At 60.4% G+C, this 23081-nt stretch carries 21 protein-coding genes; 13 read left to right on the top strand and 8 right to left on the bottom strand.

The window, feature by feature from the left end; all coding sequences use genetic code 11:
* Positions 1 to 150: 150 nt before the first annotated feature.
* Genes H597_RS0124000 through ilvC form a run of 3 tightly spaced genes read left to right on the top strand, consistent with a single transcriptional unit; the run spans position 151 to position 3417 of the window.
* On the top strand, positions 151 to 1872 hold the full coding sequence (locus tag H597_RS0124000; protein ID WP_028104342.1) for an acetolactate synthase 3 catalytic subunit: 1722 nt from the start codon (positions 151 to 153) through the stop codon (positions 1870 to 1872).
* Positions 1873 to 1874: 2 nt separating this feature from the next.
* The gene (gene ilvN / locus H597_RS0123995) at positions 1875 to 2366 is read left to right on the top strand and encodes an acetolactate synthase small subunit (protein ID WP_028104341.1); all 492 of its coding nucleotides are present in this window, start codon (positions 1875 to 1877) and stop codon (positions 2364 to 2366) included.
* A gap of 34 nt (positions 2367 to 2400) precedes the next feature.
* Positions 2401 to 3417, top strand: a complete 1017-nt coding sequence (gene ilvC / locus H597_RS0123990) for a ketol-acid reductoisomerase (RefSeq protein WP_028104340.1) — start codon at positions 2401 to 2403, stop codon at positions 3415 to 3417.
* A gap of 158 nt (positions 3418 to 3575) precedes the next feature.
* Here ilvC and H597_RS0123985 read toward each other — a convergent pair whose 3' ends face one another.
* Positions 3576 to 5198 (bottom strand): alkaline phosphatase family protein, encoded by a 1623-nt coding sequence (locus tag H597_RS0123985; RefSeq protein ID WP_028104339.1) that lies wholly within the window; start codon positions 5196 to 5198, stop codon positions 3576 to 3578.
* A 124-nt stretch (positions 5199 to 5322) separates the two neighbouring features.
* On the opposite strand from H597_RS0123985, the gene H597_RS0123980 reads away from it, so the two are divergent.
* From H597_RS0123980 to H597_RS0123955, 7 genes are all read left to right on the top strand, one after another.
* The gene (locus tag H597_RS0123980; protein ID WP_051294066.1) at positions 5323 to 6045 is read left to right on the top strand and encodes an SIMPL domain-containing protein; all 723 of its coding nucleotides are present in this window, start codon (positions 5323 to 5325) and stop codon (positions 6043 to 6045) included.
* An 87-nt stretch (positions 6046 to 6132) separates the two neighbouring features.
* Positions 6133 to 6888: an SIMPL domain-containing protein gene (locus H597_RS0123975; RefSeq protein ID WP_028104337.1), complete on the top strand. Its 756-nt coding sequence runs from the start codon at positions 6133 to 6135 to the stop codon at positions 6886 to 6888.
* Between the two features lie 70 nt (positions 6889 to 6958).
* Entirely contained in the window at positions 6959 to 7807 is an 849-nt protein-coding gene (gene pssA, locus H597_RS0123970; RefSeq protein WP_028104336.1) for a CDP-diacylglycerol--serine O-phosphatidyltransferase, read from the top strand.
* Between the two features lie 36 nt (positions 7808 to 7843).
* Positions 7844 to 9382: a 2-isopropylmalate synthase gene (locus tag H597_RS0123965; protein ID WP_028104335.1), complete on the top strand. Its 1539-nt coding sequence runs from the start codon at positions 7844 to 7846 to the stop codon at positions 9380 to 9382.
* Positions 9383 to 9565: 183 nt separating this feature from the next.
* Positions 9566 to 10039 carry a hypothetical protein gene (locus H597_RS35155; RefSeq protein WP_154668262.1) on the top strand — a complete coding sequence of 158 codons (474 nt, stop codon included), beginning with the start codon at positions 9566 to 9568 and terminating at the stop codon, positions 10037 to 10039.
* 214 nt (positions 10040 to 10253) lie between these two features.
* On the top strand, positions 10254 to 10598 hold the full coding sequence (locus tag H597_RS35150) for a hypothetical protein (protein ID WP_154668261.1): 345 nt from the start codon (positions 10254 to 10256) through the stop codon (positions 10596 to 10598).
* 267 nt (positions 10599 to 10865) lie between these two features.
* Positions 10866 to 12062, top strand: coding sequence for a DUF4272 domain-containing protein (locus H597_RS0123955; protein WP_028104333.1), 1197 nt, complete (start codon positions 10866 to 10868; stop codon positions 12060 to 12062).
* Positions 12063 to 12123: 61 nt separating this feature from the next.
* On the opposite strand, the gene H597_RS0123950 is transcribed toward H597_RS0123955, so the two are convergent.
* From H597_RS0123950 to cyoA, 7 genes are read right to left on the bottom strand one after another with little or no spacing between them, the layout of a single operon-like run.
* Complete coding sequence (locus H597_RS0123950) at positions 12124 to 12660, bottom strand: response regulator transcription factor (RefSeq protein ID WP_028104332.1); 537 nt, start codon at positions 12658 to 12660, stop codon at positions 12124 to 12126.
* Positions 12661 to 12670: 10 nt separating this feature from the next.
* Entirely contained in the window at positions 12671 to 13954 is a 1284-nt protein-coding gene (locus H597_RS0123945) for an ATP-binding protein (RefSeq protein ID WP_229632237.1), read from the bottom strand.
* Positions 13951 to 14673, bottom strand: coding sequence for an SURF1 family protein (locus H597_RS0123940; protein WP_028104330.1), 723 nt, complete (start codon positions 14671 to 14673; stop codon positions 13951 to 13953). Before H597_RS0123940 ends, H597_RS0123945 begins: the two co-directional genes overlap by 4 nt.
* The gene (gene cyoD, locus H597_RS32310) at positions 14670 to 15074 is read right to left on the bottom strand and encodes a cytochrome o ubiquinol oxidase subunit IV (protein ID WP_035375064.1); all 405 of its coding nucleotides are present in this window, start codon (positions 15072 to 15074) and stop codon (positions 14670 to 14672) included. Before cyoD ends, H597_RS0123940 begins: the two co-directional genes overlap by 4 nt.
* A complete protein-coding gene (gene cyoC, locus H597_RS0123930) occupies positions 15071 to 15718 on the bottom strand; it encodes a cytochrome o ubiquinol oxidase subunit III (RefSeq protein ID WP_028104329.1) in 648 nt (215 codons plus the stop codon). Before cyoC ends, cyoD begins: the two co-directional genes overlap by 4 nt.
* Positions 15711 to 17720: a cytochrome o ubiquinol oxidase subunit I gene (gene cyoB, locus H597_RS0123925; protein WP_028104328.1), complete on the bottom strand. Its 2010-nt coding sequence runs from the start codon at positions 17718 to 17720 to the stop codon at positions 15711 to 15713. Before cyoB ends, cyoC begins: the two co-directional genes overlap by 8 nt.
* A gap of 2 nt (positions 17721 to 17722) precedes the next feature.
* A complete protein-coding gene (gene cyoA, locus H597_RS32305) occupies positions 17723 to 18646 on the bottom strand; it encodes a ubiquinol oxidase subunit II (protein ID WP_035375063.1) in 924 nt (307 codons plus the stop codon).
* 223 nt (positions 18647 to 18869) lie between these two features.
* On the opposite strand from cyoA, the gene H597_RS0123915 reads away from it, so the two are divergent.
* The 3 genes from H597_RS0123915 (at position 18870) to pnp (ending at position 23051) form a co-directional block, all read left to right on the top strand.
* Entirely contained in the window at positions 18870 to 20177 is a 1308-nt protein-coding gene (locus tag H597_RS0123915; protein ID WP_051294097.1) for an MFS transporter, read from the top strand.
* A 310-nt stretch (positions 20178 to 20487) separates the two neighbouring features.
* A complete protein-coding gene (gene rpsO / locus H597_RS0123910) occupies positions 20488 to 20757 on the top strand; it encodes a 30S ribosomal protein S15 (RefSeq protein WP_028104326.1) in 270 nt (89 codons plus the stop codon).
* A gap of 173 nt (positions 20758 to 20930) precedes the next feature.
* Complete coding sequence (gene pnp, locus H597_RS0123905; protein WP_028104325.1) at positions 20931 to 23051, top strand: polyribonucleotide nucleotidyltransferase; 2121 nt, start codon at positions 20931 to 20933, stop codon at positions 23049 to 23051.
* Positions 23052 to 23081: the final 30 nt, after the last annotated feature.

Raw genomic sequence — 23081 nt, 5'->3', positions numbered from 1 at the left:
TTTAGCACCGGCTTGTACTCCAGCTACGCATGGGGGAAGGGTCAGTGTGACCGCAGAAAGAAGGGAAGCTGAGAGTCGTGCACGGTGACGCCCACTTCGCTAGGCAAGAGCATCCGATCAATCTCCTATGGACCTTGAAAGGAATGTTTCATGAATACCGAAGCTCCCATCACGGGCGCCGAAATCGTTGTACGCTGCCTCGCTGAGGAAGGCGTAGAACACGTTTTCGGATATCCCGGCGGCGCCGTCCTGTATATCTACGACGCCATCTTCAAGCAAGACAAATTCCAGCACATCCTCGTTCGCCATGAGCAGGCCGCGATCCATGCCGCCGATGCGTATTCGCGCAGCTCGAACAAAGTCGGCGTGGCGCTGGTCACTTCCGGACCCGGCGTCACCAACGCGGTGACCGGCCTGTCCACCGCTTATATGGATTCCGTTCCGATGGTGGTGATTTCCGGCCAGGTGCCGAGCCACGCCATCGGCCAGGATGCCTTCCAGGAATGCGACACCGTCGGCATCACCCGCCCGGTGGTCAAGCACAACTTCCTGGTCAAGGACGTGAAAGACCTGGCGGAAACCATCAAGAAAGCCTTTTATATCGCCAAGACCGGCCGTCCAGGCCCGGTGCTGGTCGATATTCCAAAAGACATTTCGATGCACAAGCACGTGTACTCGTATCCGAAGGATATCGAGATGCGCTCCTACCGCCCGGTGGACAAAGGGCACGCCGGCCAGATCCGCAAGGCGCTGCAGCTGCTCTTGTCGGCCGAGCGCCCGATGATCTACACGGGCGGCGGCGTGATCCTGGCGCACGCATCGAATGAACTGAATAAACTGGTTGAAAAGCTCGGCTTCCCGGTCACCAACACCCTGATGGGCCTGGGCGGTTCGCGCGCTTCCGATCCATGCTTCGTCGGCATGCCCGGCATGCACGGCACCTACGAAGCCAACCTGGCGATGCAGAACTGCGACGTGCTGATTGCCATCGGCGCCCGCTTCGACGACCGCGTGATCGGCAACCCGAAGCACTTCAGCCAGAACCCGCGCAAGATCATCCATATCGACATCGACCCGTCGTCGATCTCGAAGCGCGTCAAAGTGGACATCCCGATCGTCGGCAATGTGAAAGACGTGCTGGTTGAACTGTTGTCGCAGCTGGAGGCGACCGAGCAGCGCCCGAACGCCGCCGCGCTGAAGGACTGGTGGAAGCAGATCAATGAATGGCGCGGGCGCGACTGCCTGAAGTACGCCACCTCCGACCTGGTCATCAAGCCGCAACAAGTGGTGGAATCGCTGTACGAGCTCACCAAGGGCGACGCCTTCATCACCTCCGACGTGGGCCAGCACCAGATGTGGGCCGCGCAGTACTACCGCTTCGACAAGCCGCGCCGCTGGATCAATTCCGGCGGCCTGGGCACCATGGGTGTCGGCCTGCCGTATGCCATGGGTGTGCAGATGGCCAATCCCGATGCGACCGTCGCCTGCATCACCGGCGAAGGCTCGATCCAGATGAATATCCAGGAACTGGCGACCTGCAAACAGTACCGCCTGACGCCGAAGATCATCCTGTTGAACAACCGCTTCCTGGGCATGGTTCGCCAGTGGCAGCAGATCGACTACGGTTCGCGTTATTCCGAGTCCTATATGGATTCGCTGCCGGACTTCGAAAAGCTGGCCGAGGCCTACGGCCACGTCGGCATGCGCATCGAAAAGCCGGGCGACGTCGAAGGCGCGCTGAAAGAAGCGTTTGGCATGAAAGACCGGCTGGTCTTCATGAACTTCATTACCGACCAGAGTGAGAACGTGTGGCCGATGGTGAAGGCTGGCAAAGGCCTCTCCGAAATGCTGCTTGGCTCGGAGGACCTGTAATCATGCGACACATTATCTCTGTACTGCTCGAAAACGAAGCGGGTGCCTTGTCCCGCGTGGTGGGCCTGTTCTCCGCGCGCGGCTACAACATCGAAACGCTGACCGTCGCGCCGACCGAAGACGCGACCCTGTCGCGCATGACCATCGTGACCACCGGTTCCGACGACATCATCGAACAGATCACCAAGCACCTGAACCGTCTGATTGAGGTGGTGAAGGTGGTGGACCTGACCGAAGGCCAGCACATCGAGCGCGAGCTGATGCTGATCAAGGTGCGCGCTGTCGGCAAGGAGCGCGAAGAGATGAAGCGCACCGCCGACATTTTCCGCGGCCGCATCATCGACGTCACCGAAAAGACCTACACCATTGAGCTGACGGGCGCCAAGAGCAAATTGGACGCCTTCATCGACGCGATCGACCGCGCTTCGATCCTGGAGACCGTCCGTACCGGCGGCTCGGGCATCGGCCGCGGCGAACGCATCCTCAAAGTTTAAATCATCGAATCGAACTCATACCCAAGGAATGACCATGAAAGTTTTCTACGACAAAGACGCTGACCTCTCCCTCATCAAAGGCAAGAACGTTGCCATCATCGGCTACGGCTCGCAGGGCCACGCGCACGCGCAGAACCTGACCGATTCCGGCGTGAACGTGACCGTCGGCCTGCGCCGCGGCGGCGCATCCTGGAACAAGGTGGAGAAGGCCGGCCTGAAAGTCGCTGAAGTGAATGAGGCTGTGAAGAACGCCGACGTCGTCATGATCCTGCTGCCGGACGAGAACATCGCGCAGGTGTACAAGGAAAACGTCGAACCGAACATCAAGCAGGGCGCCGTGCTGGCCTTCGCCCACGGCTTCAACGTGCACTACGGCCAGGTTGTGCCGCGCGCCGACCTGGACGTGATCATGATCGCACCGAAGGCTCCTGGCCACACCGTGCGCGGTACCTACAGCCAGGGTGGCGGCGTGCCGCACCTGATCGCTGTGTACCAGGATAAATCCGGCTCCGCCCGCGACATCGCGCTGTCGTACGCATCGGCCAACGGCGGCGGCAAGGCCGGCATCATCGAAACCAACTTCCGCGAAGAGACCGAGACCGACCTGTTCGGCGAACAGGCCGTGCTGTGCGGCGGCGCCGTGGAACTGATCAAAGCCGGCTTCGAAACCCTGGTGGAAGCAGGCTACGCGCCGGAGATGGCTTATTTCGAGTGTCTGCACGAGCTGAAGCTGATCGTGGATCTGATCTACGAAGGCGGCATCGCCAACATGAACTATTCGATCTCCAACAACGCGGAATACGGCGAATACGTGACCGGCCCGAAAGTGGTGACCTCCGCCACCAAGGATGCGATGCGCCAGTGCCTGAAGGACATCCAGACCGGCGAATACGCCAAGAGCTTCATCCTCGAGAACAAGGCTGGAGCACCGACGCTGATTTCGCGCCGCCGCCTGACTTCCGAGCATCAGATCGAAGAAGTGGGCGCCAAGCTGCGCGCCATGATGCCTTGGATTGCCAAGAACAAGCTGGTGGATCAATCCAAGAACTGATTGTCCCGAGAAGCAACTTCAACGGCCCTGCGGGGCCGTTTTTTTATATGCGACGCCCAGAACCGGTAAACCAGTGTCAGACCCGCGGGGTCTGACACTGAGACGCACGCGCCGCAGAAGGTGTCTGACCCTGCGGGTCTGACACCGGTTTGCCGGTTTTACTTCAGAGCCTCGGTAAGCACGCGGCCTTCGGCGCCGGCTGGTGGGCGTACGTTCAGCAGGTAGGCGAGGGTGGGGGCGATGTCCACTACTTCAGCATACTGGCCGTAGTGGCCGGATTTGACCCACGGCTTGCCCATTACGATCAGCGGCACGTTGGTGTCGTACGCATACGGCGCGCCGTGCGTGGTGCCTTTGCCGGTGGCGAAGCCGAAGATCCAGTGCGGCTTGGCCACCACCATCAGGTCGCCCGAAATCTGGCGGTTCCAGGCCCGGCGCATCAGGGTGGCGATACGGGTTCCGCCAACCGCGCCGCTTTCCATCTGGGTCCGGGTGAATACGTCCGCCATGCCCGGTTGCGACAGCAGGAAGCGCGCGGCGGCGTTCTCCACCTCTTCACGTTTCAAGCCCTTGCTTTCAATTTGGGCGTAGTCCAGGTGAATGTTCGGGATCGACGATGCCGATACGCCTTTGCTCAGGCCGAATCTGGTGGACAAGTGAGCGTTCAGGTCATCCACCAGTTTCTTGCCGTCGATGCGCTTGACGTCGGCTTTCTGCACCTCGTTCGCAAATTCCGGGGTGTTCGGGAAGCCGTGGTCGGCGGTCAGCACGACCAGCACATTGTCCATGCCGATACGCTTGTCGATGTAGCTGAAGAAGTTGGACAGCATGCGGTCCAATCGCATCAGGTGGTCGTGCGAGACTTTGCTCTCCGGCCCGAATTCGTGGTTTGCCAGGTCATGCGCGGAGAAACTGACGCCCAGCAGGTCCGGCACGCCGGCCGGGTTCTTGCCCAGGTTCTCGCCTTCGATTGCCGCCTGGGCGAATTCCACAGTCAGTTCGTCGAGGAATGGCGATGCTTTCAGGCGCTTGTAGTAGGCGGCATCGGTCTGGCCCGATTCACTCGAGAGTTGCAGGTTCGGCGCGTCGCCGTAATCGCCCGCGTAGGCCGAATCGGCCAGCAGCGGCTTCCATTTCACGCCGTAGTAGCGCTCCTGCGGCTTGCCGGCCTGGTATTTCTGCACCCATTGCGGGTGCTCTTTCATATAGAAGGTGGAGGAGGCGAAGTTGCCGCTTTCCTCCATATACATGTAGGCGGTGCCGGTCTTGCCGCCCAAAAGGATCGCGCCGCGGTCCTTGCCGGAGACAGTGATCACCTTGGATTTCTGGCCGGTCGCATAACGCAGCTGATCGCCCAGCGTGTCGACACGCAGGTTGGCGGGCGATGTGCCGTCATGCGGGTCGGTCTTTTCGTTGCCGACGTATTTGAAATTCTGGTCTTCCGTGCAGTACATGCTGCCGCCATCGGCAGGATTGACCCAGTTGTTGCCAATAATGCCGTGCTGGTATGGGTAAGCGCCGCTCAGGATGGCGGCGTGGCCGACGGCGGTCACGGTGATGCCGTGCGCCTGGTGCGCGTTGCTGAACCATGCGCCTTGTTCCAGCAGGCGGCGGAAGCCGCCCTGGCCGAACTGCTGCGCGTAGCGCGTCACTTGCTCCTGCGGCAGGCCGTCAACGGCCATGACGAGGACGAGTTTTGGTTGTGCTGGCTGTTTGGCAGGCGCAGCGTCAGCGCCAAACGAGGCCGCCAGGGCCAGTGCGGGAATCAGGTACTTTGCCATTTTCCTTGTTCATGTGTGGAGTGGACGACATGTGATCATGCCATAGGTGGATGTCAGGTAGATGACACTTTTGCATCCGCATCGGTTACATTCGAGCTCTTATTATTATTTGCAAGGGAATTGCATGTTCAAGCACCTGGTTCTTGTGGCGGCACTCGGCTCTACCCATGCGGCGTTCGCCCAGAAAATGCCTACCGACGATGCCCTCGTCACGGTGAGCGTGGTTGGCAGCGTTGTCGTGCCTAACGACGAAGCTCAACTGGTCTTCGGCTATGAGGAGCAAGGCAAGGACAAGGCAGCACTGGCATCCAGTGTTAATCAGCGCTTGAAGCAGGGCGTCGCGGCCTTGAAGAAGGCTAGTCCCAATGCCAGGCTGGCGCTGGATAGCTATCACACGTATGCGGTGTATGAGGACGCGAACGTTGCGGATGTCCATAAGCGCAATCCCCTGCAAACCGGCTGGCGGGTCAGCCAGCAGGTCCGGCTCGTGACAAGCGACCTGGCCAACCTTCCGGCCACCGTTGCCTCGGCACAGAAGATATTGCTGCTCAAGGATCTGAGGTTTGGCCTGAGCGACGAGGCAACGAAGAAGTCGGAGCAGCGCCGCGTGGAAGCCGCGTACCAGAACCTGGAAGAGCGCGTTGCCTTCATCGCGGGCGCGATGCGGCGCCCGGTCGGCGACGCCAAGCTCGAGTCGCTCGATTTCTCCGAACCGAATATGCAGAGGGTGGAAGTCACCGGCAGCAGAAACCGTCGCGAGGACCTGGTCGAAGTGGAGGAGCCAAGCCTGCAGCCGGGTGAAACCAGGCTGGATCTGCGGGCCACCGCAAAGGTGCGCTTCAAGTAATGGCCTGTTACAAATGCTGACGAACAGTGACAGACCTGCAGTGTGAATTCAGTTAAAGTGCGTCCATCGTAATCAAGGAGAACAACAATGACCGTCCTGAATGCTGTTGCCGCTGCCGCTCTGGTGCTGGGCACCCAGGCTGCCATCGCGCAGACCGTACCAACCGCCGGCGCTACCGTCATCGTGCCTGCCTACGGTGAAGTCACCGCGCCGAACGACCAGGCCGTGGCCGTGCTGGCGATCGAAGAGCAGGACAAGGACAAGACGGCCGCCGCCTCGCGTGTGAACCAGAAAATCAAGCAAGGCCTGGAGATCCTGAAGAAGGAAGACCCGCAAGCCAAGCTGAAGACCCAGGGCTATTACACCTATCCGGTCTATCCGGAAGACCGTCCGCTGCCGCCTGGTGCCGCCGCCAAGCCGCGCCTGCCGACTTCCTGGCGCGTTGGCCAGTTCGTGCAGATGACCACCACCAATATCGAAGCGCTGCCGAAGACGGTCGCCTCGGCGCAGAAGGTGCTGACCCTGAACGGCCTGTCCTTCGGCCTGAGCCCGGCCGCCACCCGCAAGCTGGATGACGCCCGCATTGCTGCCACCTACAAGAACCTGAACGAGCGCATCGCGTCGATCGCCTCGGCCATGGGCCGTCCGCTGACCGACGCCGTGCTGGATACCATCGACTATGAAGGTTCCGGCAATTACGCGGGCGGTCCAGCTGGCGCCGCTCCGGCCATGATGCGCATGTCGGCCAAGGCTGAGATGGACCAGTCTGTGGCCGAGCCGAGCTTCGAGCCTGGCGAAACCACGCTGGAAATGCGTGTAGTGGGCAAGGTCAAGTTCAAGTAAGCCAAAGTTGCCACTTCCATACTGGGTGTCCTCTATAATAGGGGCCACCCTAGTATAGAAATGGAAGAGTATGGCCAAATTCCCCCGCCGCCGGCCTAAGAATGCCGCCGGCAAGCAATCCCTGTTCAGCCGCTTCGCCCGCCGCAAGGGGGCCGACGGCGTCGACAGGCCGCGTTCCCGCGGCATCTATCTGCTACCCAACGCATTCACCACCGGCGCGCTGTTCTGCGGTTTCTTCGCCATTGTCATGGCCATGAACCAGCGTTTCGAGCACGCTGCCTGGGCTATTTTCGTCGCCATGCTGCTGGATGGACTGGATGGCCGCGTTGCCCGCCTGACCAATACCCAGAGCGAATTCGGTGCCCAGTACGACTCCCTGTCGGATATGGTGTCCTTCGGCGCCGCCCCGGCCCTGGTGATCTACGAATTCGCGCTGCGTGGCCTGGGTAAGCTGGGCTGGATCGCAGCCTTTGTCTATTGCGCAGGCGCTGCCCTGCGCCTGGCCCGCTTCAATACGAATATCGAAGTGGTCGACAAGCGCTACTTCCAGGGCCTGCCGTCGCCGGCCGCCGCTTCCCTGATCGCCGGCTTCGTCATGCTGCTGTCCGACCTGGACGTGGACGGCGTGCTGTACCCGTGGCAGGGCTGGGTGCTGGCGGCTTTCGCCGGCTTGAGCATGGTGTCGAACGTGCCGTTCTACAGCTTCAAGGACATCAACTTCCGCAAGTCGGTGCCATTCCTGGCGGTGTTCCTGATCGCCTTGTTCCTGGCCCTGATTTCGCTGGACCCGCCGAAAGTGCTGTTTGGCCTGTTCGTGGCCTACGGCGTATCGGGCTATGTGATCTACCTGACCCGCCTGGCCAAGGGCAATCCGGTCAAGCTGATCGAAAAAACGACAACGCCGGAAGATAAGGCTTAACGCCGCAAGGGGCGGCGATTCAGAAGGAGCGATTCCATGAATAACCGCCTCATCATCTTCGACACCACTCTGCGCGACGGCGAGCAATCGCCGGGCGCTTCCATGACCCGCGAAGAAAAGGTGCGCATCGCCAGGCAGCTGGAAAAGCTGCGGGTCGACGTGATCGAGGCGGGTTTCGCCGCGGCCTCGCAAGGCGATTTCGAATCCATACGCGCCATTGCGACGGCGGTGCGCGAGCCGATTATATGTTCGCTGGCACGGGCCAATGACCGCGACCTGGCCCGCGCCGCAGAAGCGCTGGAACCGGCCGCGCGAAAACGCATCCACACCTTTATCGCCACGTCGCCGCTGCACATGAAGGTGAAGCTCCGCATGGAGCCGGAGCAGGTGCTGGAGCAAGCCAGGCTGGCGATCCGCTTCGCCAGCAAATTCACCGACGATATTGAGTTCAGCCCCGAAGACGGCAGCCGTTCGGAAGATGATTTCCTTTGCCGCGTGCTGGAAAACGTAATTGCCGAGGGCGCCACCACCATCAATTTCCCGGACACCGTAGGCTATGCCGTGCCCGAGCTCTATGGCGAGACGATCCGTCGCCTGCGCGAACGCATCCCCAATTCCGACAAGGCGGTATGGTCGGTCCATTGCCACAACGATCTTGGCCTGGCAGTTGCCAATTCGCTGGCCGGAGTCATGATCGGCGGCGCGCGGCAGGTGGAATGCACCATCAATGGCCTGGGCGAACGGGCCGGTAATACCGCGCTGGAGGAAGTCGTAATGGCACTGCGCACGCGGGCTGGCTACTTCAATCTGGATTGCGGCATCGATACGACCCAGATCGTGCCTGCGTCAAAAATGGTATCGCAGATTACCGGCTTCAGCGTGCAGCCGAACAAGGCGGTGGTGGGCGCCAACGCCTTCGCGCACGCATCGGGCATCCACCAGGACGGCATCCTGAAAGCGCGCGAGACTTACGAGATCATGCGGGCAGAGGATGTGGGGTGGACGGCCAACAAAATCGTACTGGGCAAGCTGTCGGGCCGCAACGCCTTCAAACAGCGCTTGCAGGAGCTGGGCATTGAACTCGATTCCGAGGCCGAGGTGAACGCCGCGTTCTCGCGCTTCAAGGAATTGGCCGACCGTAAATCTGAGATCTTCGACGAAGACATCATGGCCCTGGTGAGCGACGAGGAAGCTGCGGCCGGCGGCGAACATTATCGCTTTGTCTCGCTGGCGCAGCGCTCCGAGACCGGCGAATTGCCGCATGCTCGGGTGGTGTTTTCAATCGATGGCGTCGAGCACGCGGCCGAAGGCACCGGCGACGGCCCGGTGGACGCCATGGTCAACGCCATCGAAAGCAAGGCGCAAAGCGGCGCGGAGCTGGTGCTGTTCGCCATCAGCGGCATCAGTCCCGGCACCCAGTCGCAAGGTGAGGCGACAATGCGCCTGGCGCATTCCGGCCGCATCGTCAACGGCGTCGGCGCCGACCCGGATATCGTGGTCGCCTCGGCCAAGGCCTATCTCGCCGGCCTCAATAAGCTCCATTCGAAAATCGAGCGGCTCAATCCGCAGGTCTGAATACTTCGGAAGAATTCGAGTATCGCTGCGACCGTTAAGGGCTGCGCCAGCAATATGTGAATCCGCCGTTGAACCTGAGCGTGAATGCGATGGCCTTTTCCTGTCCGGTCTTTTGTGACCGTCGCCCTGAAATGTTATATTGCCAGATTGCCATATCTACGATGCCTGTCTGGAAAGTCGAACATGCCTCTGCTACCACGTCCATGCCTTGCGCTCACTTTGTTTTCATTAGCGCTTTCGTCGATAGTTGTTCCATCAGTTGCCCAAGCTTGCAAGGACCGAACGTATCCTGAAACGTTCCCTGCTGCGGAGCTTAATCGCTTTGAGCACGTTTATGTTGTTCATGTAGAGCGAGTGATCCAAGACGTGACGTCTGCCGATAGTCGATATGCGAAGCCCTTCATCTTCGACGGTAAAGTCTTACGCGCCGTTAAAGGCTCCAAGAAGCCTGGCGAAACGATTCTGGGGGCGACAACTTCCGACGAAGAAGCCCTAGCGCGCTGCCCCATTTCCTTGAAAGCGGGGAAAACTTACCTGTTGATGCTTAACGGAAGCGAACCAAATTACGCATTACCTCGCTACGGATCGCTCTATGTTTCGGAAGACCAGGTCGAGTTCAAGAAGTACTTGTCCGATTTGACTGAAAAAGCACAATAGCCGGCGCAAATGGCAAAGCGACTGCATCGTTACCATTGGCGATGAAGGAAGCGGCGGGACCGTTGCGGCAAGCGTGGCCATTGTCGACGATGGTGGGAGTTGAAAACGATCATTTCCGGGCTGTCGGCCGATTCAGGGCGATGCAGCTTTCCTCTTCGACCTCGCACTTTGGCGTTCGGAGCGCTGGCATTTATATAACTGGACTTATGTTCTCATGGCATTGATTGCGGATCTTGAACCCTGTTGGTACCTTCCACTCGAGTGTGAAGACCTGCTCGCTGTTGGATGGCTAAGCCCAAATACTGGATTTGTCCATTACGTTGCGGCACATCGATATCTGCCACCACAGATTTTTATTGACGCTGTTTTGGCCTGCCCCGCAATGAACAGCATGGATTATAAGCGCGCTCTCCTTGCTAACGGCGGGCGAAGTCTGGTCAAAGCGGGTATGTTGGATGCATATGAAAATACTATTTATCGTGAGCCTGCTCGTACCGGTCCTGGGAATGCTATGGATGCCGGCGTGGCTCGTAGCACGCTGGCTCTCAAGGGGCGGTGACACTCTCGCATTGCGGCGGCTCAGTGTCATTTTCCCGGGGCAGCTGATTTCGGTGGTAGTGCTTTTATTTTTGGCGGACGCACTTGGATTGCGAAACCCTGCAGGGCTGGTTGTCGCAATAGCATTTGGCATCAGTCTTTCAGGCGCAGGGATTTTGTTCTTACGCCGAGTTCACAAGGATCCGACCAGATGAATACGGCCCTATCCGAGCACAAACATTGGAACAATCTGCACAATCAATGAAACACCTGAAGGAATATCTGATAGATGGCAACTGAACCAGTCACGTTATTTGCCCAGGAAAGCAACCCGGGGCGTGTAGTCGAAGTGCTGCGCAATTTGAACGCGAAATTCAAAGTAGTTGGAACTGACGATGCCTGGAGCGAAATCGTAGTTACGACCGGTGGATGGCTAAAGAAGAAGCTTCTGAGAATCACGCACGATCCGGATTACTATTCCGGCCAAGGATGGAAGCTCCAGATGGACGGTATGCGCGGCTATTTCTCGCGTTTCCCGATTGCGCCGGAACAGACGAAGGTGCTGGCGCTGACTGAAAATTTCGGTTTCGCCCTGGGGACGGTCTGCGAGCCGGATGCCGGACCGGGGGACGAACGATACGAGGTTTTGACGGCAATCGCGGAGGCACTCGATGCCGTATGGTTTACGCCTTCCGCAATGCGCGATTCTAATGGAAGGGTTCTGTATGGCGCCACCGCATCAGAGGTCGATCCTTTGGCCAGATGGCCTCAATATACGCCAACCCTGACAGGGCCGGGGACCGAGAAGGACAAGCCGCTGGAATTGAAGCGACGCGTTTTCGACGAACTTACATCACTTGGCTTTCAGCCAGCAAACTCTTTACTCCTGCCCGACTTGGACCTCACTTTGCGGGATGCCCAATCGCTCTGCATGCGCCTTATGGCATTGCAGGCAGTGTTTGCCTGGGTCGCGGCGCCTGAGCACATGGCGCCGACGGCGGCCCTGCAAAGCTATATCGAGCGTAATGCTCTACGCTCGGCGATGACGGAGCATGAGCTTGAAATGATCGACTTGCCGCGCAAGGAGTCGCAAGCGATGCATGGGAACACTGTCGGTTGGCGGCTGGAGAATATGTGGGCGCTGGCTTGGATCGTGGGTTTTGCAAAGACGCCGACATTGGATGCCTGTCAGATTTCTGATGAGGTGATCGAGGCGATGTTATTTGATTTTCTGCCTGATTGGGACCGCAATATCGCCGAATTCTCTGCAGGTGTAGCGCTGCGCTCGATCGATGATGTCATCTTCATGGAGTACAAGTTCTATTGTGCCCATAACGCAGTCAGAAGTGCGCAAATGGGAGGCGCAACGGTGCCGGTAGATTTCGATCCGATCTCCCACGGCGGTGCAGTTCACGAGCGCCGGCACGCGCTCACTTGGGCTTTGGCTCAGGGCGACGATTGGGACGAAACTGATCTGAGCACCTGATTATCGCAATCAGTGCGCCAACCGGATTGCGACGATTGGCCTGGCGTCCTACGAATGCAATTTACTTGACGCGCTGCTTTTCGAGCTTACGCGCGAGGGTGCGGCGGTGCATGCCCAGGCGGCGGGCGGCTTCGGAAATATTGAAGCCCGTCTCCGCCAGCACCTGGTGGATATGCTCCCATTCCAGCGTCTTGATGGAAGTCGAACGGTTGGTCAGCTCAACTTCGGCCACACCAGCCACGTGCTGGAAGGCGGCTTCGATATCGTCGGTATTGGAGGGTTTGGCGAGATACTGGCAGGCGCCCAGCTTGATCGCTTCGACAGCGGTCACAATGCTGGCGAAGCCCGTCAGCACCACGATCAGCATGTCCGGCGAATGCGCGTTCAGGGCCTGCACGCAGGCCAGGCCGGACGTGTTGCCGTCCAGCTTAAGGTCGACCACCGCATGGGTGGGCGTATGCGATCCCAGCAGGGTGCCGACTTCTTCCAGGCTGGACGCGCGCAGCACGGTATAGCCGCGCCGTTCGAACGAGCGTGAAAGGGTGCGGGCGAACGCGGGGTCGTCTTCCACGATTAACAATAAGCGTTCTGTGGTCATCCTGTATTTCCTATTCGACGACGATGGCCGACAGTGGCAAGCGTATTTCTACAACCGCGCCTTGCTCGAGATTGCGCGCTTCGACCGTGCCGCCCAGTGTGCGGATGACGTTCACGACCAGGAACAGCCCCAGGCCGCTGCCTGGCCGTCCCTTGCTTGACTGGTATGGCTTGCCGAATTGCGCCAGCATGGCCGGTGCAAATCCGGGCCCGCGGTCGCTCACCGCCAATTTCAGCACATCGCCTTCGGTTGACGTCACCAGGCCCACCCACAGCGGGGAGGCTTCCAGGGCGTTGTCCAGCAGATTGAAGATGGTCTGTTTCAGCGCGGACTCGAAGACGACGGGAATGTCGTTGGGCAGCTGGTCTTCGTAGCTGAAGGCGACCACCGGACGGTTATTGCGCCATTCCACCAGCATTTCGCCGAGGAAGCCGCGCAGCATGGTCTTGGCGGACGATTCGCCGCGCAGTTCACCGGCCGACAGCAGGATGCCGGTAACGATGGTTTTGCAGCGCTGGAGCTGGGTCTGCATTTCGCTGATTTCCTCCTGCAGCACCGCATTCCCGGTAAATTCCGGCATGCGCAGCCAGTCGCCCAGCAGGACGGACATGGTGGCCATCGGCGTGCCCAGTTCATGGGCGGCGCCGGAGGCCAGAAGTCCCATGCGCACAATATGTTCTTCTTCAGCGGCGCGCTGGCGCATATTGGCCAGGCGTGCATCGCGTTCGCGCAGGTTGCCGGTGATGTGCTTGATCAGGATCACCAGCAGGCCGGCATTCAGCAGGAAGCAGATCAGGGTGCCGATGACGTACAGGCGGGCGAAATCGTCCTGGTTTTCCAGCAGGAGGGGGAGGGGCCGGGAGAACAGGGCCAGGCCCGCCAGGCAGGCGCCGGTGATCACGACGATGGTCCAGGTGGCCCAGGCGTCGAGCAATACCGCCGACAGGATTACCTGCAGCAGGTAGAGGAAGGCAAACGGATTGGTGGTGCCGCCGCTGAAATGCAGCTGCGCCGTCAGCGTCGCGACATCGACCAGCAGCGCCAGGAACATCTCGTTGTTGGTGACGATTGGGTTTTCCTGCCAGCGCAGATGGCTGCCGATGTTGAATGCGATCAGGCAGGCCAGCACCGACAGCATCTGCGGCATGGGCAGGTGGATGCCCAGGCCAAGGGTCACCACGGAGATGGTCGTGATCTGACCCAGTACCGCGATCCAGCGCAGCCGGATCAGGTACAGCATGTTTTTATGGCCGGCCGGGTCGCTGGCGCCTGTCGCGATGCTCAGCGACCTCATTCCACCCCAGTCTGCCGTTTTTTCCGTGTGATTTGCCATGTGCGTCCGATGATCATCAACGCTAGAGCATACCAAGTCAATGCGTATACCAGGTGATTATCACGGAAAGCGATCACGGTCAGGCCGCCGATGGGTTGTCCCGCTTCCTGGGCGGGGGCGGCATCGGCGTCGATGAAGTAGGGGGCGACTTGCGTCAGACCGCCGGCGGCGGCGATGGCCTGCACGTCGCGCGAATACCAGCGCTGGCCGGCGGCGTCGTTCTTGCGCACGACGCTTCCGCCCGGTTCGCTGATGCGCAGCAAACCTGTCACCAGCGCGGCTTGGGGCGCGGCCGACGGGGTCTGGCGGGTGGGAATAAAGCCTCGGTTGACGAGGATGGTGTCGCCTGCGGCGGTCTTCAGGGGCGTCATCACCCAGAAGCCCAGCCCATAATTGGTGGAAGCCTGCACCAGGGTGCTGCGATCATGCAGCAGGGTGCCGGCAACTTGAACGTGCCGGTATTCGGCATTTTCGGCCGTGATGGACGGCCATTCCGCGCGCCCGGGGGCGGCGGCAGGCGCCGCATGCGCCCGCGCATTCACACGGGCGATGAGCGCCTGTTTCCATTGCATGCGATACAGCTGCCAGGTGCCAAGCGCGAGAAACAATGCGCTGGCGATGGTGATCCCGGCGGCCCACAACAGGCGCGCCCGCGGAGAGGCGGGGCGCGCTTCGATCATGGCATGTCGTGCATTTGCTGGACGGCGGAACCGGCAGCAGGGCCCATGGACGGCATCATGTTGTGGTTGAGGTGGTACATGACCCAGATCGAACCAGTCAGCACAATCGCCACCAGGATGATGGTGAAGATCAGTGCCAGCAAGCTCCAGCCGCCTTCCGAACGGGTGTTCATGTGCAGGAAGTAGATCATGTGCACGACGATCTGCACCACGGCGAAGCCGAGGATGACGAAAGCGGTCGTGCTCGAGTCCTTGATCACGTGGCCCATGACGAGCCAGAACGGGATCGCGGTCAGGATGACGGACAGGATGAAACCGATTGCGTAGGTTTTCAGGCTGCCGTGGTCATGGCCGCCGTGGCCATGATCGTGGCCGTGGCCGTGGTCGTGGTGTGCGCTCATGGCAGGACTCCCATCAGGTAGACAAAGGTGAAGACGCCGATCCAGATCACGTCCAGGAAGTGCCAGAACATCGACAGGCACATCAGGCGGCGGGTATTGGCTTCGGTCAGGCCATGGCGGTTCAGCTGGAACATCAGGGTCACCAGCCACACGATACCGAAGGTCACGTGCAGGCCGTGGGTACCGACCAGGGCGAAGAACGAGGTCAGGAAGGCGCTGCGCTGCGGGCCGGCGCCTTCATGGATCAGGTGTGCGAACTCGGTCAGCTCCAGGCCCAGGAAGCCCAGGCCGAACAGGCCGGTGACGCCGAGCCAGATCAGGGTGGTGCCCAGCTTGCCGCGCTGCGACGCCAGCATGGCGAAGCCGTAGGTGATCGACGACAGCAGCAGGAAACCGGTGTTCAGGCCCACCAGCGGCAGGTCGAACAGCTCGGCGCCGGAGGGGCCGCCGGCGAAGTTACGGCCCAGCACCGCGTAGGCGATGAACAGGACAGCGAACAGCAGGCAGTCGCTCATCAGGTAGAGCCAGAACCCCAGCAGGGTGCCGTTCTCCGGATGGTGGTCGCGGACGTGGAACATGTCGTCCTGGGCCGCGTGCGCGGCCGGTGCAGCGGCTGCTGCTTGGTCGAGTACGAGATCAGACATGGGCAAGTGCCTCCAGGTTGCGGGTGCGCTCGGCTTCGGTCACAACGACGTCTTCGGCCGGAATGTAGTAATCGCGCTTGTAATTGAAGGTATGGATGATGGACGCTGCCACGGTCGCTACGAAACCGAGGACGGCGAACACCCACATATGCCAGACCAGGGCGAATCCGGTCGCGGCGCTCAGGCCGGCGATGATGAAGCCGGCAGCCGTGTTCTTCGGCATGTGGATGGACAGGAAGCCTTCCAGCGGACGCGCGTAGTTGCGGCGCTTCATGTCGGTCCAGGTGTCGTTGTCATGCACACGCGGGGTGAAGGCGAAGTTGTAGTCAGGCGGTGGCGACGAGGTCGACCATTCCAGGGTACGGCCATCCCACGGGTCGCCGGTCACATCGCGCAGTTGCGCGCGGCGGCGGTAGGACACGTAGAACTGCACCAGCATCGAGCCGATACCGGCGGCGATCAGGACGGCGCCCAGCGCGGCGACCTGGAACCAGATCTGCAGCGAAGGATCTTCGAAGTGGCTCATGCGGCGGGTCACGCCCATCAGGCCCAGCACGTACAGCGGCATGAAGGCCAGGTAGAAGCCGATTACCCAGCACCAGAAGGAGACTTTGCCCCAGAACACGTCCAGCTTATAGCCGAAGGCTTTCGGGAACCAGTAGTTAATCGCAGCGAACACGCCGAACACCACGCCGCCGATGATCACGTTGTGGAAGTGGGCGATCAGGAACAGGCTGTTGTGCAGCACGAAGTCGGCTGGCGGAACGGCCAGCAGCACGCCGGTCATGCCACCGATAACGAAGGTGATCATGAAGGCGATGGTCCACATCATCGGCAGCTCGAAGCGGATGCGGCCGCGGTACATGGTGAACAGCCAGTTGAAGATCTTGGCGCCGGTCGGGATCGAAATGATCATCGTCGTGATGCCGAAGAACGAGTTCACGCTGGCGCCGGAGCCCATGGTGAAGAAGTGGTGCAGCCATACCAGGTAGGACAGCACGGTGATCACGACGGTCGCGTACACCATGGAGGTGTAGCCGAACAGGCGCTTGCCGGAGAAGGTCGAGACGATTTCCGAGAACACGCCGAACACCGGCAGCACCAGGATGTACACCTCAGGGTGGCCCCAGATCCAGATCAGGTTCACGTACAGCATGGCGTCGCCGCCCATGTCGTTGGTGAAGAAGTGGGTACCGAAGGTGCGGTCCAGCGACAGCATGCCCAGCACGGCGGTCAGCACAGGGAAGGTCACCACGATCAGCACGTTGGTGCACAGGGAAGTCCAGGTGAAGACAGGCATCTTCATCAGGGACATGCCAGGCGCGCGCATCTTGACGATGGTGGCGATCAGGTTGACCCCTGATAGCAATGTCCCGACACCGGCCACCTGCAATGACCAGATATAGTAGTCCACGCCGACATCAGGACTGGCCAGGATGCCCGACAGGGGAGGGTAGGCCAGCCAGCCGGTGCGCGCGTATTCGCCCACGAACAGCGAGACCATGGTCAGGCCGCCGCCGAATGCGGTCATCCAGAAGCTGAAGTTGTTCAGGAACGGGAAAGCCACGTCGCGTGCGCCGATCTGCAGCGGCACCACGTAGTTCATCAGGCCGGTCACGAACGGCATCGCCACGAAGAAGATCATGATGACGCCGTGCGCCGTGAAGATCTGGTCGTAGTGGTGCGGTGGCAGGTAGCCCATATGGTCGCCGAAAGCGACGGCTTGCTGCATACGCATCATCAGCGCGTCGGCAAAGCCGCGCAGCAGCATGACGAGGCCCAGCACCATGTACATGATGCCGATTTTCTTGTGGTCGATGCTGGTGACCCAGTCACGCCACAGCGGGCCCCACAGGCGGAATTTGGTCATGGCGCCCAGCACGGCCATGCCGCCCAGTACGACCATGGAGAAGGTGGCGACCAGGATGGGCTCGTGATACGGGATCGCTTCCAGGCTTAGCCGGCCCAACAGCCCTTGGGCCAAGGAGGTTTGGTTTTCCATATTCAGTTCTTACGGGAAGTAGATTCGAGGGCGAGCGCGTCGTTCGGCGTGCAGATGCGCGCTTCCATTGCCTTCTGCGCGACCGCATTGCGGACACGCACGGCGTCGGCCGCCATGGTCTGCGCGGCGCAGGTCGAACCCGGTTCGACGCAGCGGTTGATGATCGCGGTGTACAGCTCGGATTCAACGGAACCGTAACGGCGCACCGGCTCGCGCTCGCTTGGCTTGGCCAGCGTCATGTAGTCGGCCCGGTCCAGCTTACCGCCGCCGGCCTTGGTCTTGGCGACCCAGGCGTCGAAGTCGGAAGTCGACATGCCGTAGTACTTGAAGCGCATGTGGGAGAAGCCCGCACCGCTGTAGTTGGCCGAGAAGCCCTCGTACTGGCCCGGCTTGTTCAGCACGGCGTTCAGCGTGGTGTCCATGCCCGGCATGGCATAGATCTGGCCGGCCAGTGCAGGGATGTAGAACGAGTTCATCACGCTCGAGGCGGTGATCTTGAAGCGGATCGGGGTGTCGACCGGGGTCACCAGCTCATTGACGGTGGCAATGCCCTGTTCCGGGTAGATGAACAGCCATTTCCAGTCCAGCGCCACCACTTGCACTTCCAGCGGCTTGTGGTCGGCGGCCAGCGGACGCTTCTCATCGATGCGGCTGAGCGGACGGTAGGGGTCCAGCAGGTGGGTGCTGATCCAGGTCAGCAGGCCGAGCACGATGATGATCATCAGCGGCGCACCCCAGATGACCAGTTCGAGCATGGTCGAATGGTCCCAATCCGGGGTGTAGGTGGCTTTAGTGTTGTTTTTTCGGTAACGCCAGGCGAACAGCACCGTGAGTGCGATCACCGGCACGATAATGAGCAGCATGAGCAGCGTCGAGACAGTCACAAGATGTGCCTGTTGCGAGGCGACATCGCCTGCTGGGTTCATCACAATGGTATTGCAACCGCTGAGGCAGACGGCCGCGAGGAGGAGAAGTATGATAGGCATGCGCAAGAAACAATGTCCCAAATCAAGAATCTTGCCACTCTAAAGAAACTGGACAGCGCGCGCGATTGGACATATTGTCCTACCTGTAGGTCACATAACAGTTATAGATAGCAGTTATAACTCGCGAAAAAGAGCGAGAAGAGGAGATAGAAACATGCAGAGCATGACCGCTTCCCCCTACGGCATTCATCATCAATCGGCCGATCCGGCCGGCCAGCACATTGCCCCCGGCGAAATCGCGGTCGGCGTGGTGATTGGCCGCGCTTCCGAGTATTTCGATTTCTTTGTCTACGCCATCGCCTCGGTGCTGGTGTTCCCTTCGGTGTTCTTCCCCTTTGCATCCCATCTCGACGGGATGTTGTACTCCTTCCTGATCTTCTCTTTTGCCTTCCTGGCAAGGCCGCTGGGCACCATCACCTTCATGGCGATCCAGACGCGTTTTGGGCGCGAAGCCAAGCTGACGGCGGCGCTGGTCCTGCTGGGCGCCTCGACGGCGGGCATGGCTTTCCTGCCCACCTTTGCCCAGGGCGGGCTGGGCGCGCTGGCCCTGTTGGCCATGCTGCGCTTCGGGCAGGGCATTGCGCTGGGCGGCTCCTGGGATGGCTTGCCGTCGCTGCTGGCCCTGAATGCTCCGCCGAACAAGCGCGGCTGGTATGCGATGCTGGGCCAGCTGGGGGCGCCAACCGGCTTCATCGTGGCGGCCGGCCTGTTCTCCTTCCTGCTGGCCAACCTGTCGTCGGTCGACTTCCTGGATTGGGGCTGGCGCTATCCGTTCTATGTGGCGTTTGCCATCAACGTGGTGGCCCTGTTTGCACGCCTGCGCCTGGTGTCGACCAATGAATATGCCCGCCTGCTGGAAGAGCGTGAGCTGCAGCCGACCGATGTTGGCGAGCTGTTCAAGTCGCAGGGCCGTAATGTGGTGATCGGCGCCCTGGCTGCGCTGGCCAGCTATGCGCTGTTCCACCTGGTCACGGTGTTCCCGCTGTCCTGGATCACGCTGTATTCGGAGCGCTCGGTCAGCGAATTCCTGGTAATCCAGATTGTGGGAGCGATCATTGCCGCGGCCTGCATCGTCGCCTCGGGCTGGATCGCCGACCGCGTTGGGCGACGCCGCACGCTGGGTACGCTGGCGATCATGATTGGCGTGTTCAGCGGCTTCGTGCCGCTGCTGATGCAGGGCGGGGATGTGGGGCAGACTGTCTTCATCCTGTTGGGCTTTGCTTTGCTGGGCCTGTCCTACGGGCAGGCGGCGGGCGCGGTGACAGCTAACTTCGAGTCGCGCTTCCGCTATAGCGGGGCGGCACTGACGTCGGACCTGGCTTGGCTGGTGGGGGCGGCTTTTGCACCGCTGGTTGCGCTGGGGCTGTCGGCGCACTTCGGGCTGGCGTATGTCAGCCTGTACCTGCTGTCGGGCGCCGCTGGCTCGCTGGCCGCGCTCAGCTTGAATCGGGCGCTGGAAATCAAGGATTAGCCGGGCGTGGGCGGGGCTGACCCTCGGGGCGGACCCTGGGTTACCGGTTGCTTGCTTTTCGGATAACTCATGTGAAACCGGTAAACCGGTGTCCGACCCGCAGGGTCAGACACCGTCTGTTCGTCGGGCGCGGGGAAAACTTGTGTTTCCGCCAGGTCAGCGGAAAATCCTTTTATAGGCGGCGGTGGATTTTTGCCCCGTTTTCCGGTTATACTCCCGTGTCTGGCCGTCCGGCTGGACTTTTTAATTAACGTAATTCACGATGTCCCGGGTCGCAAGACTCAGCTCATCGCATGTGAAAGGTAAGAAAATGACCGTTGAAAACATCAACAAGTCGGCCATCATCGCTGACAACGCCCGTGGCCAAAACGATACCGGCTCCCCAGAAGTGCAAGTTGCTCTGCTGACCGCCCGTATCAACGAACTGAACGGCCACTTCAAGGCACACTCCAAGGATCACCACTCCCGCCGTGGCCTGATCATGATGGTTAACCGTCGTAAGTCCCTGCTGGCTTACCTGAAGAACAAAGACGCAACCCGTTACCGCGACCTGATCGCTAAACTCGGTCTGCGTAAGTAATTCTTGCGTTACCAGGTTTAAACGAGAAATGCCTGCGCCAGTTCGCTGCCGCAGGCATTTTGACATTTTGAACCGTTAGTTTTTTTGCAGTAAGGCGGCCATTGGCCGTCTGTGGTGAGGTGCTACGACAGCTCCTGAAAATCTGTCGGCTAAAGAGAAAGAGGGATAAACCCATGTTTAACAAAGTAACGAAGACCTTCCAGTACGGCCAACACACCGTGACGCTGGAAACCGGCGAAATCGCTCGCCAGGCATCCGGCGCGGTAATGGTATCGATGGACGACACCGTCGTACTGGCAACCGTGGTGGCGCGTAAAGACGCAAAACCAGGCCAGGACTTCTTCCCGCTGACCGTCGACTACCTCGAGAAGACCTACGCAGCAGGCAAAATCCCAGGCGGCTTCTTCAAGCGCGAAGGCCGTCCATCCGAGAAGGAAACCCTGACTTCCCGCCTGATCGACCGTCCAATCCGTCCTCTGTTCCCAGAGGGCTACATGAACGAAGTCCAGGTGATCATCCACGTGCTGTCCGTGAATCCTGAGATCGATCCGGACATCGCTTCCATGATCGGCGCTTCCGCCGCCCTGTGCGTTTCCGGCGTGCCGTTCAACGGCCCGATCGGCGCAGCGCGCGTCGGCTACAAGAACGGCCAGTACATCCTGAATCCGACCGCATCCCAGCTGAAAGACTCCCAGATGGACCTGGTGGTTGCCGGTACCGAATCGGCCGTGCTGATGGTGGAATCCGAAGCGCAGCAGCTGTCCGAAGAAGTCATGTTGGGCGCCGTGGTCTATGGCCACGAACAAATGAAAGCAGTCATCGACGCGATCCATGAACTGGTGCGCGACGGTGGCAAGCCAGAGCAAGTGTGGACTGCACCTGCCAAGAACGAAGCCCTGATCGGCCGCGTTGCCCACTTCGCCGAAGCGAAGATCAACGCCGCTTACCAGACCAAGGACAAGCAAGCCCGCACCGACAAGCTGCGCGCCATGTCCGCTGAAGTGATGGCCGATCTGGCTGCCGAAGCCGCCGCCCACGGCGCCGAGGCTCCTGACGCGGTAGAAGTCGGCAACATCCTGTTCGATATGGAAGCGAAAGTAGTGCGCTCCCAGATCCTGCAAGGCGAGCCACGTATCGACGGCCGCGACACCAAGACCGTGCGTCCGATCTCGATCCGCTCTTCCGTGCTGCCACGCACCCACGGTTCCGCCCTGTTCACCCGCGGCGAAACCCAGGCACTGGTCGTAGCGACCCTGGGCACCGCCCGCGATTCGCAGAAGATCGATGCGCTGATGGGCGAGTACACCGACGACTTCATGCTGCACTACAACATGCCTCCGTTCGCCACCGGCGAAACCGGCCGTGTTGGTACGCCTAAGCGCCGCGAAATCGGCCACGGCCGCCTGGCCAAGCGCGCACTGATCGCAGCCCTGCCTTCGCCGGAAGAGTTCTCCTACTCGGTGCGCCTGGTATCGGAAATCACCGAATCCAACGGCTCCTCGTCGATGGCTTCCGTCTGCGGCGGCTGCCTGGCACTGATGGACGCCGGCGTGCCGATGAAAGCACACGTTGCCGGTATCGCCATGGGCCTGATCAAGGAAGGCGGCCGCTTCGCCGTTCTGTCCGACATCCTTGGCGACGAAGACCACCTGGGCGACATGGACTTCAAGGTAGCTGGTACCGCCAACGGCATTACCGCGCTGCAGATGGACATCAAGATCCAGGGCATCACCAAGGAAATCATGCAGGTTGCACTGGCACAGGCTAAAGAAGGCCGCCAGCACATCCTGGGCGAAATGCAGAAGGCCATGCCGACTGTGAAGACCGAGCTGTCCGACTTCGCTCCACGCCTGATCACCATCAAGATCAACCCTGAGAAGATCCGCGACGTGATCGGCAAGGGCGGCGCCGTGATCCGCGCGCTGACCGAAGAAACCGGCACCCAGATCGACATCAGCGACGACGGCATCGTCACCATCGCTTCCGTCGACGCCGCAGCCGGCCAGGAAGCCAAGCGCCGTATCGAAGAACTGACCGCTTCCGTGGAAGTGGGCAAGTGCTACGACGGCACCGTGCTGAAGCTGCTGGACTTCGGCGCCATCGTCCAGGTTATGCCTGGCAAGGACGGCCTGCTGCACATCTCTCAGATCGCCAACGAGCGTGTGAACGCTGTTGCCGACTATCTGAAAGAAGGCCAGCAAGTGCGCGTGAAGGTCCTCGAGACCGACGAGCGCGGCCGCCTGAAACTGTCGATGAAAGCCGCCGCTGAAGAAGCTGCCGCCGCCGCACAGTAATCAGCGTTAGCCCGGAACAAAACCGCCATT

Origin of the sequence: Pseudoduganella violaceinigra DSM 15887 (genome assembly GCF_000425385.1) — a bacterium.
Lineage (GTDB): Bacteria > Pseudomonadota > Gammaproteobacteria > Burkholderiales > Burkholderiaceae_D > Rugamonas > Rugamonas violaceinigra.
This window is presented reverse-complemented; position numbering and strand designations above follow the sequence as displayed.

Coding starts and splice junctions, on each gene's coding strand:
- pssA (WP_028104336.1), top strand. CDS start 6,959: ATGGCCAAATTCCCCCGCCGCCGGCCTAAGAATGCCGCCGGCAAGCAA.
- ilvN (WP_028104341.1), top strand. CDS start 1,875: ATGCGACACATTATCTCTGTACTGCTCGAAAACGAAGCGGGTGCCTTG.
- H597_RS0123965 (WP_028104335.1), top strand. CDS start 7,844: ATGAATAACCGCCTCATCATCTTCGACACCACTCTGCGCGACGGCGAG.
- H597_RS35150 (WP_154668261.1), top strand. CDS start 10,254: ATGGCATTGATTGCGGATCTTGAACCCTGTTGGTACCTTCCACTCGAG.
- ilvC (WP_028104340.1), top strand. CDS start 2,401: ATGAAAGTTTTCTACGACAAAGACGCTGACCTCTCCCTCATCAAAGGC.
- H597_RS0123940 (WP_028104330.1), bottom strand. CDS start 14,673: ATGATCGAAGCGCGCCCCGCCTCTCCGCGGGCGCGCCTGTTGTGGGCC.
- H597_RS0123975 (WP_028104337.1), top strand. CDS start 6,133: ATGACCGTCCTGAATGCTGTTGCCGCTGCCGCTCTGGTGCTGGGCACC.
- H597_RS35155 (WP_154668262.1), top strand. CDS start 9,566: ATGCCTCTGCTACCACGTCCATGCCTTGCGCTCACTTTGTTTTCATTA.
- H597_RS0123950 (WP_028104332.1), bottom strand. CDS start 12,660: ATGACCACAGAACGCTTATTGTTAATCGTGGAAGACGACCCCGCGTTC.
- rpsO (WP_028104326.1), top strand. CDS start 20,488: ATGACCGTTGAAAACATCAACAAGTCGGCCATCATCGCTGACAACGCC.
- H597_RS0123945 (WP_229632237.1), bottom strand. CDS start 13,954: ATGAGGTCGCTGAGCATCGCGACAGGCGCCAGCGACCCGGCCGGCCAT.
- cyoB (WP_028104328.1), bottom strand. CDS start 17,720: ATGGAAAACCAAACCTCCTTGGCCCAAGGGCTGTTGGGCCGGCTAAGC.
- cyoA (WP_035375063.1), bottom strand. CDS start 18,646: ATGAACCCAGCAGGCGATGTCGCCTCGCAACAGGCACATCTTGTGACT.
- pnp (WP_028104325.1), top strand. CDS start 20,931: ATGTTTAACAAAGTAACGAAGACCTTCCAGTACGGCCAACACACCGTG.
- H597_RS0123955 (WP_028104333.1), top strand. CDS start 10,866: ATGGCAACTGAACCAGTCACGTTATTTGCCCAGGAAAGCAACCCGGGG.
- cyoC (WP_028104329.1), bottom strand. CDS start 15,718: ATGTCTGATCTCGTACTCGACCAAGCAGCAGCCGCTGCACCGGCCGCG.
- H597_RS0123985 (WP_028104339.1), bottom strand. CDS start 5,198: ATGGCAAAGTACCTGATTCCCGCACTGGCCCTGGCGGCCTCGTTTGGC.
- H597_RS0123980 (WP_051294066.1), top strand. CDS start 5,323: ATGTTCAAGCACCTGGTTCTTGTGGCGGCACTCGGCTCTACCCATGCG.
- cyoD (WP_035375064.1), bottom strand. CDS start 15,074: ATGAGCGCACACCACGACCACGGCCACGGCCACGATCATGGCCACGGC.
- H597_RS0123915 (WP_051294097.1), top strand. CDS start 18,870: ATGACCGCTTCCCCCTACGGCATTCATCATCAATCGGCCGATCCGGCC.
- H597_RS0124000 (WP_028104342.1), top strand. CDS start 151: ATGAATACCGAAGCTCCCATCACGGGCGCCGAAATCGTTGTACGCTGC.